Source organism: Azonexus sp. (assembly GCF_049652925.1).
Classification (GTDB): domain Bacteria; phylum Pseudomonadota; class Gammaproteobacteria; order Burkholderiales; family Rhodocyclaceae; genus Azonexus.
The window spans coordinates 57,215-72,160 of the sequence record NZ_JBASFI010000012.1 but is presented as its reverse complement, the minus strand read 5'-3'; the positions used below and the strand labels follow the sequence as shown (position 1 = coordinate 72,160).

The 14,946-nt window shown below is 61.3% G+C and carries 16 protein-coding genes; 11 read left to right on the top strand and 5 right to left on the bottom strand.

Annotated features, from left to right (window positions below; all coding sequences use genetic code 11):
- Window positions 1-2: 2 nt before the first annotated feature.
- Genes WBK19_RS04505 through WBK19_RS04495 form a run of 3 tightly spaced genes read right to left on the bottom strand, consistent with a single transcriptional unit; the run spans window position 3 to window position 2,160 of the window.
- Window positions 3-1,049, bottom strand: coding sequence for a serine endopeptidase (locus WBK19_RS04505; RefSeq protein ID WP_511287346.1), 1,047 nt, complete (start codon window positions 1,047-1,049; stop codon window positions 3-5).
- Complete coding sequence (locus WBK19_RS04500; protein WP_511287344.1) at window positions 1,046-1,969, bottom strand: DUF808 domain-containing protein; 924 nt, start codon at window positions 1,967-1,969, stop codon at window positions 1,046-1,048. The genes WBK19_RS04505 and WBK19_RS04500 overlap by 4 nt, the downstream gene beginning before the upstream one ends.
- Window positions 1,969-2,160, bottom strand: a complete 192-nt coding sequence (locus WBK19_RS04495) for a hypothetical protein (protein WP_511287342.1) — start codon at window positions 2,158-2,160, stop codon at window positions 1,969-1,971. Before WBK19_RS04495 ends, WBK19_RS04500 begins: the two co-directional genes overlap by 1 nt.
- 140 nt (window positions 2,161-2,300) lie before the next feature.
- On the opposite strand from WBK19_RS04495, the gene parE reads away from it, so the two are divergent.
- From parE to WBK19_RS04470, 5 genes are all read left to right on the top strand, one after another.
- Window positions 2,301-4,250 (top strand): DNA topoisomerase IV subunit B, encoded by a 1,950-nt coding sequence (gene parE / locus WBK19_RS04490; protein ID WP_511287340.1) that lies wholly within the window; start codon window positions 2,301-2,303, stop codon window positions 4,248-4,250.
- A gap of 8 nt (window positions 4,251-4,258) precedes the next feature.
- Complete coding sequence (locus WBK19_RS04485) at window positions 4,259-5,290, top strand: phospholipase A (RefSeq protein WP_511287338.1); 1,032 nt, start codon at window positions 4,259-4,261, stop codon at window positions 5,288-5,290.
- A 46-nt stretch (window positions 5,291-5,336) separates the two neighbouring features.
- On the top strand, window positions 5,337-5,594 hold the full coding sequence (locus tag WBK19_RS04480; protein ID WP_511287336.1) for a hypothetical protein: 258 nt from the start codon (window positions 5,337-5,339) through the stop codon (window positions 5,592-5,594).
- A gap of 73 nt (window positions 5,595-5,667) precedes the next feature.
- On the top strand, window positions 5,668-6,504 hold the full coding sequence (locus WBK19_RS04475; protein WP_511287334.1) for a PA4780 family RIO1-like protein kinase: 837 nt from the start codon (window positions 5,668-5,670) through the stop codon (window positions 6,502-6,504).
- Between the two features lie 62 nt (window positions 6,505-6,566).
- Window positions 6,567-7,448 (top strand): patatin-like phospholipase family protein, encoded by an 882-nt coding sequence (locus WBK19_RS04470; protein WP_511287332.1) that lies wholly within the window; start codon window positions 6,567-6,569, stop codon window positions 7,446-7,448.
- Window positions 7,449-7,578: 130 nt separating this feature from the next.
- Here WBK19_RS04470 and WBK19_RS04465 read toward each other — a convergent pair whose 3' ends face one another.
- Window positions 7,579-8,145 carry a CAP domain-containing protein gene (locus WBK19_RS04465; protein ID WP_511287331.1) on the bottom strand — a complete coding sequence of 189 codons (567 nt, stop codon included), beginning with the start codon at window positions 8,143-8,145 and terminating at the stop codon, window positions 7,579-7,581.
- Between the two features lie 158 nt (window positions 8,146-8,303).
- Between WBK19_RS04465 and argC the strand changes: the two genes are divergently transcribed.
- Genes argC through WBK19_RS04450 form a run of 3 tightly spaced genes read left to right on the top strand, consistent with a single transcriptional unit; the run spans window position 8,304 to window position 9,993 of the window.
- Window positions 8,304-9,242 (top strand): N-acetyl-gamma-glutamyl-phosphate reductase, encoded by a 939-nt coding sequence (argC, locus tag WBK19_RS04460; RefSeq protein ID WP_511287329.1) that lies wholly within the window; start codon window positions 8,304-8,306, stop codon window positions 9,240-9,242.
- Window positions 9,243-9,253: 11 nt separating this feature from the next.
- On the top strand, window positions 9,254-9,700 hold the full coding sequence (locus WBK19_RS04455) for a hypothetical protein (protein ID WP_511287327.1): 447 nt from the start codon (window positions 9,254-9,256) through the stop codon (window positions 9,698-9,700).
- Window positions 9,701-9,702: 2 nt separating this feature from the next.
- The gene (locus tag WBK19_RS04450) at window positions 9,703-9,993 is read left to right on the top strand and encodes a DUF1330 domain-containing protein (protein WP_511287325.1); all 291 of its coding nucleotides are present in this window, start codon (window positions 9,703-9,705) and stop codon (window positions 9,991-9,993) included.
- Here WBK19_RS04450 and WBK19_RS04445 read toward each other — a convergent pair.
- Entirely contained in the window at window positions 9,974-10,813 is an 840-nt protein-coding gene (locus WBK19_RS04445) for a type IV pili methyl-accepting chemotaxis transducer N-terminal domain-containing protein (RefSeq protein WP_511287323.1), read from the bottom strand. The genes WBK19_RS04450 and WBK19_RS04445 overlap by 20 nt on opposite strands.
- A gap of 99 nt (window positions 10,814-10,912) precedes the next feature.
- Between WBK19_RS04445 and WBK19_RS04440 the strand changes: the two genes are divergently transcribed.
- From WBK19_RS04440 to corA, 3 genes are read left to right on the top strand one after another with little or no spacing between them, the layout of a single operon-like run.
- On the top strand, window positions 10,913-12,847 hold the full coding sequence (locus WBK19_RS04440) for a B12-binding domain-containing radical SAM protein (RefSeq protein WP_511287321.1): 1,935 nt from the start codon (window positions 10,913-10,915) through the stop codon (window positions 12,845-12,847).
- Between the two features lie 22 nt (window positions 12,848-12,869).
- Window positions 12,870-13,928, top strand: a complete 1,059-nt coding sequence (locus tag WBK19_RS04435) for a DUF1176 domain-containing protein (RefSeq protein WP_511287319.1) — start codon at window positions 12,870-12,872, stop codon at window positions 13,926-13,928.
- 40 nt (window positions 13,929-13,968) lie between these two features.
- Complete coding sequence (gene corA, locus WBK19_RS04430; RefSeq protein ID WP_511287317.1) at window positions 13,969-14,934, top strand: magnesium/cobalt transporter CorA; 966 nt, start codon at window positions 13,969-13,971, stop codon at window positions 14,932-14,934.
- The last annotated feature ends 12 nt before the right edge of the window (window positions 14,935-14,946 follow it).

The following is a 14,946-nucleotide window of genomic DNA, read 5'->3' as shown; positions in this document are numbered from 1 at the left end:
AATCAGCCGGCGCCGCCCTGAGCCGCCGCACCGCAGGCGTGGCAGAAATGCGCGAAGGCGCTCTTGCGCTCCTGGCAGCGACCACAATGGTCGAACAGGCAGATGCCGCAATGCGGGCAGAAATCGATGGCGGTGTTGGTCAGATCGACCGGCCGCTCGCAGCCAGGGCAGACTTTCTTGGCCAGCCGGGCCAGCGCCGTGTCGTAGCTCAGTTCCTTGCGGCGCTCGACATCGGGCATGGCCTCGGCCTGCTTCTGTTTTTCGAGGTAGCGATTCAGCGCGATGATGGCGTAGCGGCCGACCAGCACGGTGATGACGATACCGACCGCGTAGCGCACGTAGCCACCGTAGCTTGGCAGGTAAGGCACGAGCTCAACGAAGAAGGCGAACAGCGCGAAGTATATGAAACCCCAGACGAACGGCCACCATGTGCTCTGGCGCTTTTTGGCGAAGAGCCAGCCAGCGATGACTAGCAGCGGCAAAGTCAGCGCTAGGCGATAGCCGAAAACGCGCAATTCCTGGCTGCGCTGCTCGGCGAACAGCTTTTCAGAGGCGGAGCGTTCCAGTTCGCGCAGATCGCGCTGTGCGCGGTCTTCGGCCTGACGGGCGTCGAGTAAATCTTGCTGCTCGCGCTCGACATTCGACAGCGCCTTGCGTTCGAGAATCTTGAGCTCATCAAGCGCCTGCGTGCGTGCTATCAGTTCGGCGTCCTGCTCCGGGCGCTTGGTGGCGTGCCGCGTCGCCAGCCAGTTATTGAAGGTGTCACGGGCAGCAGCCGAGTTGGCACGGGCGCCATTGAGTTTCAGTTGCGCCTGATCGTGGGCATCCTGCGCCACCTGGCGTTTTTCCTGCATCGCCTTGAGTTCGGCGCGCAGCGGCGCGGCGGCCTGCTGGTCGATGAAATCGTCGAGCGTGACGCGGTGCTCGACCTTCGGCAGGTTCTCGACAATCGTCCCGCCCAGCCCGATCAGGAAGCTGGCAAAAACGAAGGCGACGATCCACAGCCCGAAACGAAACCACTTTTCCGACAGACGCAGCGCCTTGCTCATGCCTCAACTCCCTTGAATTTCGCGCGTACGGCCGAAAACGCCAGCATGCCGAGCAAGGCGACGGCGCCGGCAACGACGCCAACGACCGCATCGAGCGACATCGAAACAACGCCGCTCATCATCCCGGCCATTTCAGCCACCTGTTCGATGCCATGGTGGACCGGCGGAATACCGTGCGAAAGGATGCCGCCGCCAACCAGAAACATCGCTGCCGTGCCGACGATGGTCAGCAGCTTCATGAGTTTCGGCGCCGCCAGCAACAAGCCCTTGCCGATGACTTTCATGACGCCGTGTCCCTTGAGCAGCAGCCAGGCGCCAACGTCGTCCATCTTGACGATGCCGGCGACGATTCCATAAACACCGATGGTCATGATCAGCCCGATCCCGGCCAGCACGGTCAATTGCGTGGTGAAGGGCTGCGCTGCGACGGTGCCCAGCGCGATAACAATGATTTCGGCCGACAGGACGAAATCGGTGCGAATGGCGCCCTTGATCTTTTCCGCCTCGAAAGCCGCCATATCGACCGTTTCATCGGCTACCGCGGCCAGTTCCTCGGCATGGTGAGCTGCGTCCTCGTCCGCACTATGCAGCCAGGGGTGGGCCAGTTTCTCGACCCCCTCGAGGCACAGGTAAATGCCGCCGATCATGAGCAAGGGAGTTACGGCCCACGGTATGAAAGCGCTGATCGCCAGGGCCGCCGGCACGAGGATCAACTTGTTTTTCAGCGAACCGACACAGACCGCCCAGACCACCGGCAATTCGCGTTCAGCCGCCACGCCGGCGACCTGCTGCGCATTGAGCGCCAGATCGTCGCCCAGCACGCCGGCTGTTTTCTTGGCAGCTACCTTGGTCAATACGGCCACATCGTCGAGAATCGTGGCAATGTCGTCGATCAGGACGAGCAGGCTGGCACCGGCCATCAGGATTCCCGGCCGTTAAAACTATCGAGCGAAAATTCGCGAATCCACGAAGCTCGCCGATCGATGGCCGAACGGCGGTCGGTCATCACCCGACCATCGCGGGTCTCATACGGCGGCGGCGAAATGTGCGTGCAGACGCGGCGATCAGCGCGACGCTGCTGCTGTGTGGCTTCGGACATTTTATTTTCCATGAAAGTCTCCTCGGCAAATCCAGAGGGAATTGCAATTATGCCATGGCGCATAAGCCGTGCGCTTGTCCAGAAAACGGCTAGAATCCTGCCCGCAATGCCTTCCACGGTCGACCGCCTTTTTTGCCCAAAATTCAAAGCGAATGTCTGAATACTCCGCCTCCTCCATCCGTGTCCTGAAAGACCTGGAACCCGTCAAGGAACGTCCCGGGATGTACACCAGGACGACCTGCCCGACCCACATCGTCCAGGAAGTCATCGACAATGCCGCCGACGAGGCGCTGGCCGGCTACGCCAAGAAAATTTCGGTTGCCATCCGCGCCGATGGTGTCATCGAAGTCAGCGACAACGGCCGCGGCATTCCGGTCGAAATCCACCCGGAAGAAGGCCGGCCGGCGGTCGAACTGGTTTTCTGCAAGCTGCACGCCGGCGGCAAGTTCAACAAGACCGAATCGGGCAACGCCTACCGCTTCTCGGGCGGCCTGCACGGCGTCGGCGTCTCGGTGACCAATGCGCTGTCGATCCGGCTTGAAGTCGAGATCAAGCGCGGTGGCAGCGTCCATCACATCGCCTTCGGTGCCGGTTTCGTCACCGAACCGTTGAGCCGCATCGGCGATTGCGGCCAGCGCAACACCGGCACCACGGTGCGCATCCAGCCCGACCCCAAGTATTTCGATTCGCCCAAGATCAACTTGGCCCAACTCGAGCACCTGCTGCGCTCGAAGGCCGTATTGATGCCGAACGTCACGGTCGAACTCGACATCGAAGGCCAGGAAAAGAAAACCTGGTGCTACCAGAACGGCATGGCCGACTACCTCAACGAAATGATGGTCGGCACGCCGGTAGCGCCGATTTTCGTAGGCGAGAAATATGTTGAAAGCGCCAACGGTTTTGCTGTCGGCGAAGGCGCCACCTTTGCCATGGCCTGGTTCGAGGAAGGCGGCGGCAAGCCGGAAAGCTACGTTAACCTGATCCCGACGCTCGATGGCGGCACCCACGAAGCCGGCCTCAAAGCCGGGATCTTCGAGGCGGTCAAGACCTTCGCCGAACACCACGCCATCCTGCCGGCCAAGGTCAAGCTGGCGCAGGAAGACGTCTGCGGCCGCATGACCTACCTGCTCTCGGCCAAGGTGCTCGACCCGCAATTCCAGGGCCAGACCAAGGAAAAGCTGACCAGCCGCGACGCCTACAAGCTGGTCACCCAGATGGTGCGCGACCCCTTCGAGCTGTGGCTCAACAGCCACGCCGATTTCGGCAAAAAGATCGCCGAACTGGCCGTCAAGGCGGCGCAGAACCGCATGAAATCGACCCAGAAGGTCGAGAAGAAGAAATCGTCGGGCATCGCCACCCTGCCCGGCAAGCTGACCGACTGCGAATCCGACGACATCGCCCGCAACGAAGTATTCCTCGTCGAGGGCGACTCGGCCGGCGGCTCGGCCAAGCAGGGCCGCGACAAAGAAACCCAGGCCGTCCTGCCGCTACGTGGCAAGGTGCTCAACACTTGGGAAGTCGACCGCGACCAGCTATTCAAGAACAACGAAGTGCACGACATTTCCGTGGCGGTCGGCGTCGATCCGCACGGCATAGAGCAGATCGACACCGTCGATGTCTCCGGCCTGCGCTACGGCCGGATCATCGTCATGTCCGACGCCGACGTCGATGGCTCGCACATCCAGGTGCTGCTGTTCACGCTCTTCCTCAAGCACTTCCCGGCCCTCGTCGAGCGCGGCCACATCCACGTCGCCCAGCCACCGCTATTTAGAGTCGACGTCGAAGCCCGCGGCCACACACGCAAGGTCTATTGCCTCGACGAAGCCGAAAAGCTGCAGACGCTGCAAAAGCTGCGCGACGAAGGCGTTTCGGAAAACAAGATCACCGTCTCCCGCTTCAAGGGCCTCGGCGAAATGAACCCGGATCAGCTCTGGGAAACCACTTTGTGCCCGGACACCCGCCGCCTCGTCCCCTTCCAGGCCAGCCGCGAAACCATCAAGCAAATGACCGCCACCTTCACCCTGCTCATGGGCAAGGGCGAAGCGGCCGGCCGCCGGGCCTGGATGGAAAAGGACGGTGGCCTGGTCGAGGCCGACGTCTGATACTGGACATGAAGCTGCAGGTATCCGCCCTACTCTTGTGCGCATCCCTGCCGCTGGTCGCCAACAGCCAGTCGCTCGACGATTGCCGGCGCATCGCCGATCCCGCAAACCGTCTGACCTGTTACGACGCATTGGCGAGTCCGCCAGCCGCCGCGCCGCAAGAAAAACCGACAGCCAAGTCTCCGGAAACGCCGGCCACCGCCAACCCGAAAGACCCTGTTGCCAGCGACTCGCTGCTCGGAACGGCCTGGGAACTCGACGCCGACAAGCGCGGCCACAAGCTGCGCATTCGTCCCTACAAGCCGGTCTATATCCTGCCCGGCTTCCATACCAGCCGCACCAACCCTTTTCCCGCATCGCCTGCTGTCGGACACACCAGCACTACCGACACCGAGCAGGCCAGCGACGAAGCCAAACTGCAGATCAGCCTGAAGACAAAACTGGCTGAAGATTTGTTCGGCAACAATGGCGATCTCTGGTTCGGCTACACCCAGTCTTCGCGCTGGCAGGTCTATTCGGCCGGCTCTTCGCGCCCGTTCCGGGAAACCAACCACGAGCCCGAAGTCATGCTGGTCTGGCGTACCGATTACACACTCGGCGGCTGGCGGGCCCGCTACCTGTCTCTCGGTGTCAACCATCAGTCTAACGGCCGTTCGCTACCATTATCGCGTAGCTGGAACCGCGTAATTGCCGGCATAGCCCTGGAAAACGGTTACTGGACAGCCACTTTCCGCCCTTGGTGGCGCATTCCGGAAGCCGGTGAACAAGACGACAACCCGGACATTTCGAACTATCTCGGCCGGGCCGATCTGCAAATCGTCAGAATCTGGGGCAAGCAACAGTTTTCCCTGCTCCTGCGCCATAGCCTGCAAGACGGCGGCAACAATCACGGCGCCCTACAGCTCGACTACGCCTTCCCGCTTTCCGGCAGCCTGCGCGGTCACCTGCAATGGTTCACCGGCTACGGTGAAAGCATGATCGACTACAACCACCGCGCCAATTATTACGGCGTCGGTGTTTCCTTGCTGGAGTGGTATTGATTGCCAGGCTCCGGCAGCGCCACCAAACCTTGCTCAGGAGCAACACATGCTGAAATCAATGAAGACGCTCATTGCAGTTGCCCTCGCCATTGCCCTCGCATTTGCCCTCAACCCCTCGGCAGAAAAGCATCGCGACAAGATCAAGACAGCCATCGCCGAGCGGAGCCAGGTCGAGCGCGTTCTGGGCATCGGTCATCTGACTTCGTTCGTTTCCCAGTACCATTCGCTTGGCGTCGCGTCCTACACGACGGTCAACGAAAAAGTCACTTCAATCGGCGTTTTCGGGATGGTTTTCGTCCCGTAGCAATACGCTGGCAGAGGCCGCACCAGTCATTTCCACCGCTTAGTTGGCCCACGCCAGAAAATCAAAACAGTTCATGAAAACCCCGAAAAGACTCACCACGCTCGTTGAAGAAGGCCTTGTAGACGAGGTGATCGGGCAGTTGATGAGCGGCAAGGAAGCGACCGTCTATATCGTGCGTTGCGGCGAGCACATTCGTTGCGCCAAGGTTTACAAAGACGCCAAGCAGCGCAGCTTCCGCAAGGCGACCTCCTACCAGGAAGGCCGCAAGGTCAAGAACAGCCGGCAGGCACGGGCCATGGAAAAAGGCAGCCGCTACGGGCGCCAGATGCAGGAAGAGGTCTGGCAGAACGCCGAGGTCGACGCGCTGTATCGCCTGGCCGCCGCCGGTGTTCGCGTGCCGCAGCCCTATATCTGCTTCGATGGTGTGCTGCTCATGGATCTGGTGGTCGATGCCGATGGCGGCGCGGCCCCGCGGCTGAACGATGTCGCCCTGAGCGAAGCGGTGGCACTCGAGTTTCACGCCATGCTGGTCAACCAGGTGGTGCGTATGCTGTGCGCCGGGATCATTCACGGCGACCTTTCGGAATACAACATCCTCGTCGATGAAAACGGGCCGGTCATCATCGACCTGCCGCAAGCCATCGATGCGGCCGCTAACAGCACCGCAGCCGAAATGCTTGAACGCGACGTCAACAATCTGCGCAGCTATTTCAGCGCCTTTGCCCCCTCTTTGGCCGATAGCCAGTACGGCAAGGAAATATGGGCGCTCTACGAGGGCGGTTTGCTCCAGCCGGATCAGGTTTTGACGGGCCAGGTGGAACTCGACGAAAGCCTTGCCGACGTCGATGCCGTGCTGATGCAAATCGAAGAAGCAATCAAGGAAGACGAAATCCGTCGCATGTGCCAGTAAACTCCAGCCTTTGTCGTCGCAATACCAGGAAACAGATCGAAGCTGCCCGCTCCGCCAACAAAATGCCCAATCCAACCACGCCTCTCTGCTTTGCCAACCGCCGTCGCCTGCTGAGCGCCAGCCTGCTCTTGCTCGGTGGTTGTTCCATCCTCCAGCCTACCAAGCCGGCGGCCCCTCCCCGCCCGAAAATCGGACTCGCCCTCGGCGGCGGCGCGGCGCGGGGGTTTGCCCATATCGGCGTGATCAAGATGCTCGAATCGCACGGCATCGTTCCGGACTACGTGGTCGGTACCAGTGCCGGCGCGGTCGTCGGTTCGCTCTATGCGGCCGGCTACGACGCCTTCGCCATGCAGAAGATCGCCCAGCAGCTCGACGAAAAAATCTTCGCCGACTGGACGCTGGGCGGGCGCGGCTTGCTCAAGGGCGAAGCCTTGCAGGACTTCATCAACCAGCACCTGCACAATCGTCCGCTGGAAAAACTCGGCAAGCCCTTCGCAACCGTAGCCACCGACCTCAACAGCGGCGAACGTGTTGTTTTCCGGACCGGCGACACCGGCATGGCTGTGCGCGCCTCGGCGGCCGTGCCGGGCATCTTTCAACCGACCCAGTTTCGCGGCAAGAGCTATGTTGATGGCGGGCTGACCAGCCCGATCCCGGTGCTGGCAGCGCGCGAAATGGGCGCTGACTTCGTCATCGCCGTCGATATCTCGGCCAGAGCCGAAGGCCAGCCGGTCGACAGCATGACCGCCATCATCTGGCAGACGACGACCATCATGGGCAGCGCGATCGGCACCAACGAGCTGCGCGGTGCCGATATCGTCATCCGGCCAAAGCTGCCCTACGTAAAATCCTGGGACTTCACGGCGCGCAACGACGCCATGATCGAGGGCGAACGCGCAGCACAAATGGCCCTCGCCGCCATCAAGCAAAAACTCGGACGCTGACCGTTCGCTATAGCCTTAATGTCACCAATTTTTCATAACTGGTATTTATAGCTAGCTTGCGCTTCATCCAGCAAGGAGAAGAAATGAAAACGGGCGCCATTAGCGCCCGTTTTCCATACTTATGAAATACTCATCTAGCACGACGCCGGGCGACAGCGCCCAGCAGACTCAGGCCGGCCAGCAGCATGGCATAGCTTTCCGGCTCTGGAACCGGCATAGCGACAAGCGTGCCGAAATCCTGAGTCCAGTAGGTAGGATAGACAGAACCGGGTGAATAGACGTAGCCGATGCCGATGCCCTGATAAGAAGCATTGAGAATATTCATCCTGTGCCCATCACTACCCATCCACGCGTTGACAACCGCGTCCGGTGTCAAATAGCCGGCTGCAACGTTTTCACCGATACCACCAGACGGGTAATAGCTAAAAATCCGGGTCGCCCAGTCTGTGCCATCGCAACTATTATGCTGGAAGCAGGAATTGGTCGCCATATCGAGCGAATGAGCCTCGGCAGCAGCCTGCAGGCGAACGTCAAACGCCAGGGCCGACAAGCCTTCTTTGGCACGTTCAATATTGACGAGAGACAATACATCCGCCTCGAAGGCATCGATGGTAACAACCGGCGCACCAACAGCGGCCATCGCTTGGCCGCTGAACGCCGCAGAGAATGCAAGTGCCAGAACTGCAAGTTTGTTCATAATTTCCCCTTGGTAGCAATTGAACGAATTATGCCATTTCGCTGCCATATTATGTAAATCAAATATCCATGAACGACATCCCAATCCCAACGGCTGTCCGCAAGCACCAAATATCTGCCAGAATTCAAACCTTGAACAACCAATCCCAGCATCCCGCCATGACCTACAACGTTTTTGTCGACGGCCAGGAAGGCACGACCGGCCTGCAGATCAATGAATACCTCGCCAAGCGCAGCGATGTCGTGCTGCTCAAGATCGACGCCGACAAGCGCAAGGATCTGGCCGAGCGCAAGCGGCTGATCAACGAATCCGACGTCACCTTCCTCTGCCTGCCGGACGAGGCGGCCAAGGAGTCGGTAACGCTGGTGGACAATCCGAACACCTGCATCATCGATGCCTCAACGGCGCATCGTATCAATCCGGACTGGACCTTCGGCCTGCCTGAACTGGCGCCGGGCCAGCGCGCGAAAATCCGCGCCAGCAAGCGCATCGCCAACCCCGGCTGCCACGCCAGCGCCTTCATCCTGGCCCTGCGTCCGCTCGTGGCGGCCGGCCTGCTGCCTGCCGCCACGCAGATCGCGGCCAATTCCATCACCGGTTATTCCGGTGGCGGCAAGTCGATGATCGCCCAGTACCAGAGCCCGGAACGTATCGATGCCCCGCGCCCCTACGGCCTTACCCTGGCCCACAAGCATCTGCCGGAAATGCAGGCGTATACCGGGTTGACCGTGGCACCGATCTTCCAGCCCATCGTCGGGCCGTTCTACAAGGGTCTGGCCGTCACCGCCTACATTCACCCGCAGCAATTCACGCGCCAGGCGACGCCGGCCGATGTGCAGAAGATCATCGCCGACTACTACGCTGACGAGCCCTTCATCCGCGTCCTGCCGGTCGATCTCGAAGCGACCACCGATGGCGGTTTCTACAACGTTGAAGCCAACAACGACACCAACCGCGTCGATATCGCTGTCTTCGGCAACGATGAGCGCATGCTGCTCATCGCCCGCCTCGACAACCTCGGCAAGGGTGCCTCGGGTGCCGCCGTCCAGGCGATGAACGTGCATCTGGGCGTTGAGGAAAGCCTCGGGCTGATCTGAGCTCCGCGCATATGACCAGCGCCGTCCTGACTCGCCTTTGCCTGATGATCACGCTGGTGGTCTCAGGCTTGCCTGCCACGGCGCAATCGATCCTGCTCGACCCGGTCAGGGCGACCTACGGCAATCCCTGGGTCACACCGTTTCCGAAAGGCTCAAGCGCAAGCCCCCTCGATGCCAAGGTGCTCGTTACTACGAGCGCTCTGCCGGCCCAGGGTGAATACGAGCCGCTTGGCGCGCTCTACGTTCAGTCGCGCTGGCCCGGCGGCACAGGCAAGGCAACCAAACTTCTGGCCGAACAGGCAAAGGGCATGGGGGCGAACGCCATCGTTGAAGCGCGGGTCTGGCAGGCGCTGGCCTTCCCGGCAGTGGTCGCGCCGCACGGCAGCGGCATCGCCGTGCGCATCAAAGACGATGATTTGCTGCGTAGCCTGGCCAATTCAACCAGCACTTGGGAATAGTCATGAATGTCGTGATCGGTCACATCACCGTCAAGGATGCCGACAAATGGGCCAACTACCGCAGCCAAGTACCGGCAACATTGGCCCCGTGGCAGGCCGAACTGGTTTTTCGCGGTGAGACACTGGCCGTATTATGCGGTGAGCATCACCACAGCGATACGGTCGTCATCCGCTTTCCGAATGCCGAAGCAGCCAACGGCTGGTTCAACTCGGCGGCCTATCAGGCACTCATTCCGCTGCGCATGGAAGCGGCCGAGGTCGATCTGATCAGTTTCAGCGAAGCAGGCGCGTAGCCTCGTTGTAGTCCCGGGCGTACTGGGCACTGGCCAGATCGAGCACCTGGGCGATCCTTTCGCTGCTCGTCGCAACGTTCTGCACGGCCTTGCCATCGCCGCGATCGGCAACGCTCAACCGGTTGATGGCGCTATCGAAAAATATCCATTGATTTTTGGCCAGGCCGATGGCGTCGCGGCTGGCTGGTGAGTTTTCGCGGGCCGTATCGAGTTCGCTGAGGCCGGTCGAAAATTCCTTGCGTGCCTGCTCGATGTCTACAACCACCCCTTGCGAGAGATTGCCACCCTGGGCCAGCAGGTAGAGCCGGGCCAGACGCTGCGACAGCATGTTGAGGCGCGAGGAGAGGTCAATCAGGCGACCGACCGGCGTTTCCCCCTCGGCTTCGATGAGCATGCTCAGCTTGCCGGTATGGATCATCAGTTCGTCGGCCAGTTGATTGACCCGCTCAGTGCTGGCCGGGCCGGGCGCCAGTTTCAAGGCTGCGCGCATTTCCTGCCAGAGCGCATCGCAACGTGTCAGCACCCGCCGGACATTCGGCTTCTTCACAGAAGCCCCGAGGCGACCGAATTCGACATCGATCTCGCTCGTCGCCCCGTCGATCAGCTGCCTGGACTGCGCCGCGTTCAGGCCCATGCCGGCCTGCTGGTAAAGCTTGGCCAGGCGCTGCGACTGCATGCGCAGGCGACCGGCGCTGACGATATCGCCGGCAACCAGCCCGGCCCCGTTCTCTTTTCCAGCCGCCAACACGCCGTGTGACAAGGCCAGGGATGAACATGCAACGATCAGGAGCAGCGTGCGAACGGCTTTGAATGGCAGCATCTGGAAACAATGTTGAGAGCGTGAAAGGGCCGGCATTGAAACACGCCAAGGTTTCAGTCCCTTTACAAGCGCGCCGCTTCCCCTATCATTCGCCCCACCATGACTGCCGCCTCCCCCCGCATCCTGAGCATCATCCCGCCGATGACCCAGCTCAACACGCCCTACCCGGCGACCGCCTACCTGACCGGCTTCCTGCGCTCGCGCGGTTTTCAGGCCGAGCAGACCGACCTGGCCCTGGCCCTGGTCCTCGAACTGCTCTCGCCAGCCGGCCTGCCGAAGATCAAGGCGGCAGCCGAGGCCATCCCCGGCAAGAAGCGTTCGAATACGATCAAGATTTTCCTCAACGAGTTCGACCGCTATCTGGCCTCCATTGGCCCGGCCATCGCGCTGCTCCAGGGCCGCGACGGCTCGATCGCGCACCGCATCTGCACGCGGGCCTTCCTGCCCGAAGGGCCGCGCTTCGCCTCGCTCGACAATTATCTCGATGAAGACGGCGGCGACCCGCTGGCCTGGGCTTTCGGCTCGCTTGGCGTACAGGACCGGGCGCGGCACCTGGCCACGCTCTACCTCAACGACCTCGCCGACGTGCTGCGCGAGGCGGTCGACACCCGTTTCGAGTTCGTCCGCTACGCCGAGTCGCTGGCCCAGAGCCAGGCCAGCTTCAATCCGCTGGCCACGGCGCTGGCCGCACCGCCGACGCTGGTCGATACCACCCTGAAAAACCTGGTGATTTCTGTGATCGGGCGCGCCCCGAAGGAAGTCCCCTTGGGGGATAGCAATCCGGACATCGTGCTGATTTCCGTGCCCTTCCCCGGCTCGGTCTATGCCGCCTTCCGCATCGCCCAGACGATCAAGGCTTACCGGCCCGACATCATCACCGTGCTCGGCGGCGGCTATGTCAATACCGAGCTGCGCGAATTGGCCGAGCCTCGCGTTTTCGATTACTTCGACTACGTCACCCTCGACGACGGCGAAAAGCCGCTGCTCGCGCTGTTCGAGCACCTCGCCGGCCAGCGCCCGCGCCTCAACCTCATCCGCACCTTCACCCGGGTCGACGGTGCCGTGCGCTACTTCAACGCCAGCGAGCCAGACATCCCCTTCGAGGAAGTCGGCACGCCGACCTGGGATGGCCTGCCGCTCGACCGCTACCTGTCGCTGCTCGACATGCTCAATCCCATGCACCGGCTGTGGTCCGATGGGCACTGGAACAAACTGACCGTCGCCCACGGCTGCTACTGGAAGAAATGCAGCTTCTGCGACGTCAGCCTCGACTACATCGGCCGCTACGACGCGGCCAGCGCCAAGGTTCTGGTCGACCGCATCGAGCAGATCATCGCCGAAACCGGCCACACCGGTTTCCATCTCGTCGACGAAGCTGCCCCGCCGAAAGCCCTGCGCGCCCTGGCCGAGGAACTGCAGCGACGCAACCTGGCCATTTCATGGTGGGGCAACATCCGCTTCGAAAAATCCTTCACGCCCGAGCTTTGCCTGCAACTCGCCGACAGCGGCTGCATCGCCATATCCGGCGGGCTAGAAGTCGCCTCCGACCGCCTGCTCGAGCTCATGAAAAAAGGCGTCTCGGTCGATCAGGTCGCCCGCGTCACGCGCGCCTTCACGGATGCCGGGGTGCTCGTCCATGCCTACCTGATGTACGGCTTTCCGACGCAAACGGTCCAGGACACGGTCGACGCCCTCGAATACGTCCGCCAGCTGTTCGCCGAGGGCTGCATCCAGTCCGGCTTCTTCCACCGCTTCACGTGCACGGTGCATTCGCCTGTCGGCCAGAACCCCGCCGAATACGGCATCAAGCTGCAACCCTTGCCGCCCGGCAAATTCGGCAAAAACGACGTGCATTTCATCGACCCCACCGGCGTCGATCACGACCGCCTCGGCAAGGCGTTGAACAAGGCGCTGTACAACTACATGCACGGCATCTGCCTGGACCAGGATGTGCGGAGCTGGTTCGACGAAAAAGTGCCGCGCCCGACGGTGGCACGGCACCGGATTTCACGGGCACTCTCGGCACCGAACTGATTTCCCCGGAAAGGGCAAACGCATGTTTCATCCATCCCGTTTTTCCCTGGCAGCCATCGCGCTGTTCCCATTTGGCGCGCAGGCCGCCGAAACCTTGCCCGGCCTCAGTTTTTTCCATAACGACTGGGAAATTGTCTGCGACAACACGCGGACCTGCCGGGCGGCGGGTTACAGCGCAGACGGCGAGGATCGGCGCGTTTCCGTCCTGCTCACCCGCGCCGCCGGCCCGGGCGAAGCGGTCCGGGGGCAGCTGATGCTGGGCAGCTATGGCGAGGAGGACGAAGCCTTGTACGCCTCGCAGCCCAAAAATATCAAGCTGACCCTGCGCATCAACGGGCGCCCAATCGGCCGGGTCACCGTTCCGCAAGATTCCCTGGTTGCCGATCTGCCGCCCCAACAGGTCGCCGTGCTGCTCACGGCCTTGCGCGGCAAGACGACCATCGAATGGTCATCGGGCGGCAACGCCTGGCCACTTTCCGGGGCAGGGGCCGCGGCCGTGTTGCTGAAAATGGACGAGTTCCAGGGACGACTCGGCACACCGGGCGCCATCATCCGCAAGGGGTCGCACGGCGAGGACAGCGTGCTGCCGCCCTTGCCAGCCCAGGTTGTCGTTGCGGCCCCCTTGCCCAAAACCTTGCCGGAAGACGCCAAGCTAGCCAAAAGCAAAAGCCTGCGCAAAGCCTTGCGCACCGCCATTGGCAAGGACGACGATTGCCCGGACTTCGATGACGAAACGCTGGCCGCCGAGGGACTCGCCATCACGCGCCTGAGCAGCACCCAATTGCTGGCCTCTGCCCGGTGCTGGATGGGTGCCTACAACGCCGGCTTCGGCTATTGGGTCATCAATGCCCAGTCGCCGTTTCATCCCGTGCTCGTCACCTACTCCGGCTCCGATTTCAACGGAAGCGAGATTTCTTCCATGCAAAAAGGCCGGGGCCTGGGCGACTGCTGGTCGTCGGATAGCTGGATCTGGGACGGTAGCCAGTTCGTGCATACCGAATCATCAAGCACGGGCATGTGCCGGCTGATGGCGCCGGGCGGTGCATGGTCCCTGCCGCAGATCGTGACGAAGGGCCGTTAGAGATGTTCAGGAGCTATCTAAAATTACGGGGGTTAAAAGCATGCTGATCAACTGCGTCGCCTACGAAAACGGCTCACGCCTGGCCGACATGGCAGTCGAGGAAATCAGCGACTATCTGGCCAAGCCGGATTGCTTCGTCTGGGTCGCACTGCGCGATGCGACGGCGCAGGAGCTGGATCAGATGCAGGAGGAGTTTGCCCTGCACGAGCTGGCCGTCGAGGACGCCCGGCACGGTCACCAGCGACCGAAGATCGAGGAGTATGGTGATTCGGTGTTCGCCGTCATGCACCTGCTCGAAGAGGTCGATGGCGAGTTCAATGTCGGCGAGGTCAATGTCTTCGTTGGGCAGAACTACGTTCTGTCGGTCAGAAACCATAGTCAGCAGGGTTTTCTCGGCGTGCGCGAACGCTGCGAACGGGAGCCGCACCTGCTCAGCCATGGATCGGGTTTTGTCCTCTATGCCCTGATGGATGCAGTCGTCGATCGCTATTTTCCGATCATGGACCGGCTGGAGTCGGAACTCGAAGAAATCGAGGAGCAGATTTTTGCCAAGGGTGCCGCCCGCAGCAATATCGAGCGTCTTTACGATCTGAAACGCAAGATCACCTTCCTAAAGCATGCCGTAGCGCCGATGATGGAAGCCACCGGCAAGCTCTCGGGCGGCCGTGGGCCGGCAGTCTGTGCCAATAGCCGCGACTACTTTCGTGACGTCTATGATCACCTCGCCCGTATCAATGCTTCGCTGGACAACATTCGGGACACCATTGGCACCGCCATTCAGGTCAACCTGTCGATGGTGACCATCGAAGAGAGCGAGGTGAACAAGAAGCTGGCGGCGTGGGCTGGTATTTTTGCCGTCGCCACCGCGTTTGCCGGCATCTGGGGAATGAATTTCAAGGCGATGCCCGAACTGCAATGGGAATACGGTTACCCGATGGCGCTTCTGGCCATCTGTGGGGCCTGCGTTGCTCTTTATGCCAAATTCAAACGCGTCGGCTGGTTATGAGGGTGAATTGAT